This window comes from Caldisericota bacterium (genome assembly GCA_034717215.1).
In the GTDB taxonomy this organism is placed as follows: Bacteria; Caldisericota; Caldisericia; order Caldisericales; family Caldisericaceae; genus UBA646.
Window position 1 is genome coordinate 1 of record JAYELD010000012.1, and the last position, 2,984, is coordinate 2,984.

General features: G+C 36.9%; 1 protein-coding gene. It reads left to right on the forward strand.

From position 1 onward, the window contains the following. Nucleotides 1-825 precede the first annotated feature (825 nt). Entirely contained in the window at nt 826-1,788 is a 963-nt protein-coding gene (locus U9Q18_00455) for a DUF4892 domain-containing protein (GenBank protein MEA3312830.1), read from the forward strand. The last annotated feature ends 1,196 nt before the right edge of the window (nt 1,789-2,984 follow it).

Sequence of the window (2,984 nt, forward strand, 5' to 3'; positions counted from 1 at the left end):
ATGCTTTTGATTATTTCTTGCATTCATAGGAGTCTCTCCAATTATTAATATAATCTAACTACATTTTTAGATATAATACTGCATATATTGGAGAATGTCAAATTATCTCTATAAAATATCTATTAATGATGATCCGGGGCAAATAATAGCGGTTTTTTTGCTCTAACTGCCCTCTTGAAAGCTTTAAAAAAATGGGATGTGGAACCATTTATTTGAATTCACTTCACACCACAAAAACCTCTCCATCTGAAACCTGCACTATCTTCCGGCTAAACAAACCACTATATTTATCTCCCCGCTCCTATCGGAAATCTCTTCCCTGGTAATCTTATAACCTTTATACCTGTACATTAATTCTTGTTCACCCTGCTGTGTTATTCTCCTGCACAACCAATAGGGAAAGAAAACTCTGATGTTTGCATAATCTTTTAGGCAGCCAAGAATATTGGCGGTATAAAAATCAATAGCGAATATTTTCCCTGTCTTTAAAGAAGCACGATAAAAAGAAACCAGCCGGTCAATATTCTGGGCTGAAAAATGAAGAAGGGTCAAAAATGTTATATTTCAAGACCTGACCCCATTATCTTCAAGGCGTACACTCACTTATATATAAACTATTATTTTGTAAAATTAATAAAATTAGTTATAATAAGTGTAAGAATCTATAAAGATATTCTACAAGGAAAATTAGTGGTTACTTTTCGAAACTTCACCTAGAGTCTTGCATAAACAAAATGATTCGCAAAACATGCCAATTTGGAAACATAAACGAAATAGTTCGGTTATTTCTAGGCAAAACTGCGGTAAAGAAAGGAGGTGATTATTATGAGTGGCAAGAGTAAGGTGGTGTTTTCTCTGTTATGTGTAGTCTTGTTAGCAACCAGCGTTGCCTTTGCCCAGGATAAAGATATTGAGGGAAGCAAAGACCATCCCTTAATCTCTCGTTTCGCTGGTGCAGTTATCACATACTACGACGTAAACAAATTTGATGAGTATGTTCTTCCCTTAGGCAAACTTGATGAAGAGAGGAAATTGTCAAAAAGTCAAAGACTGGAAGGAAAGGTAACTCGGATTCAATACAAGGCCCCGGAGGATCGCTCAACACTTGAGATCTACCGCAACTATGAGTTATCTCTTAAAAAGGCTGGTTTTGAGATTTTATTTGCCGGCACTGTTAGAGATCTTGAAGGGTGGTGGACTGATCAATTGTATATGGAAGTTAACCAATTGAAAGATGATTTCAAATACTATATACAGAGCGAAGAAGATTTTCGTTATCTATCCGCAAAACTATCCAGTCCAGAGGGAGATGTATATGTAGCTCTTTGTGTGTCTTTGGGTTGGTATGACTGGCCAGTAATTCAACTTGATATTATCGAGGTTAATCCTATGGAGACTGGTTTGGTAACAGTAAATGCGGATGCATTGGCAAAGGACATAACCAGGACCGGTCACGTAGCCGTTTACGGTATCTACTTTGATACGGACAAGGCAGAGGTAAAGCCTGAGTCTGAACCAGCCCTTAAAGAGATTGCCAAACTCCTTCAGCAGAATCCCGAACTTAAATTACATGTTGTCGGTCATACGGATAATGTAGGTAGTTTAACTTACAACATGAAACTTTCACAAGCTCGTGCTGATGCTGTGGTAACTAAACTTATTTCCAAATACAATATAAATGCAAAGCGACTTGAGGCTCATGGTGTTGGTTTTTTGGCCCCCGTGGCTTCTAACAAAAACGAAGAAGGCCGTGCAAAGAATCGGCGAGTAGAGTTGGTAGAACAGTAGTAATCGTGAAATAATTTTGTGGAGACTACGCCTAATACGATGTTTGTGGGAAGCTACGCTTTCCCAAAATCCCGCCAAGGTGGGACTTCACAAATACCGGGAACATTATATGAAATGGTGAAAACCACCATTTCATATAATCTCCCACCTAGAATATAATAACCATTAGGAAAATTATTGAAATAGGTCCAGCTTAAATGAATTTTTTCCTAATCAGCAAATCGATTGTAGATGACCTCTTTTCCTCTCTCCCCCAGTATTTTATTAAAATGATTATTAAGCTGCTTTTATTGACTTCCTGGTAAATAACTTCTGATCATCTCATCCCCACGACCGCCCGCCAGGAGCTTTTTTTGCTAAGAAGTTTAATTGAAAGTCTGCCAATACATAACAAGACTCTATCGGACATTCTAAAAAGAAATATATGAGGGTTTATTTTATCCGATAAAGCTTTGTTATGTATAACAAAAAAAGCATTGTATTTTTCTAAGACAAAAAGCAATTTTCGCCTTATAAAAATACAAATGGCGGGCTAAATGAGATACTTCTTATCGTAAGGGAAAATCTCTACTTCTGATAATCGAATGCCTCCCCTCCCTTCCCTCCCTCTTCCTGATCACTGTTCTTTTACGTTTAAATATTTTTTATCTGTCTGCGTGCCTACACTCCGGGCAGAACAGATAAAAAATACTAAAACTATCCTAATAGTTTATATGTACGACAACGGTGGCGTTTATAGAAGACTCATCACCACAAAAAATTGCAACAAAGGCATTAAGTGTAGGGCTTTTTTGTGGTGCCAGCTTCTACAAACGCCGGGAGAAGAAAATACCAGGAGAAAAAAGATGATCCTTCCCTGGCGATAGGTGAAAACTACATAAAGAAAATATTTCTTTCCTTTTAATATTTTATTTATGGATGTTTTTACTTATCGCTTAACCGCACAAAATCAGGTAAATATAGCCACCGAAAAGGGAGATAAAAAGTTCCCGCAATTATTCACTTCATTTACTTTTTATCTCTCTTTTACGGGGATAAGGCTAATCCACCGGTCGTTAACCGCTGCACATTTTGAATCAGAATAAAGATATATAAGAGGGGGTGATTTTCCCTTCTTATATATCTTTTAAGCGTTCGTCTTCTCTTTAGCATTACACGATAAACATAATTTCAAATTTTTCTTTTTCTTAAATTTA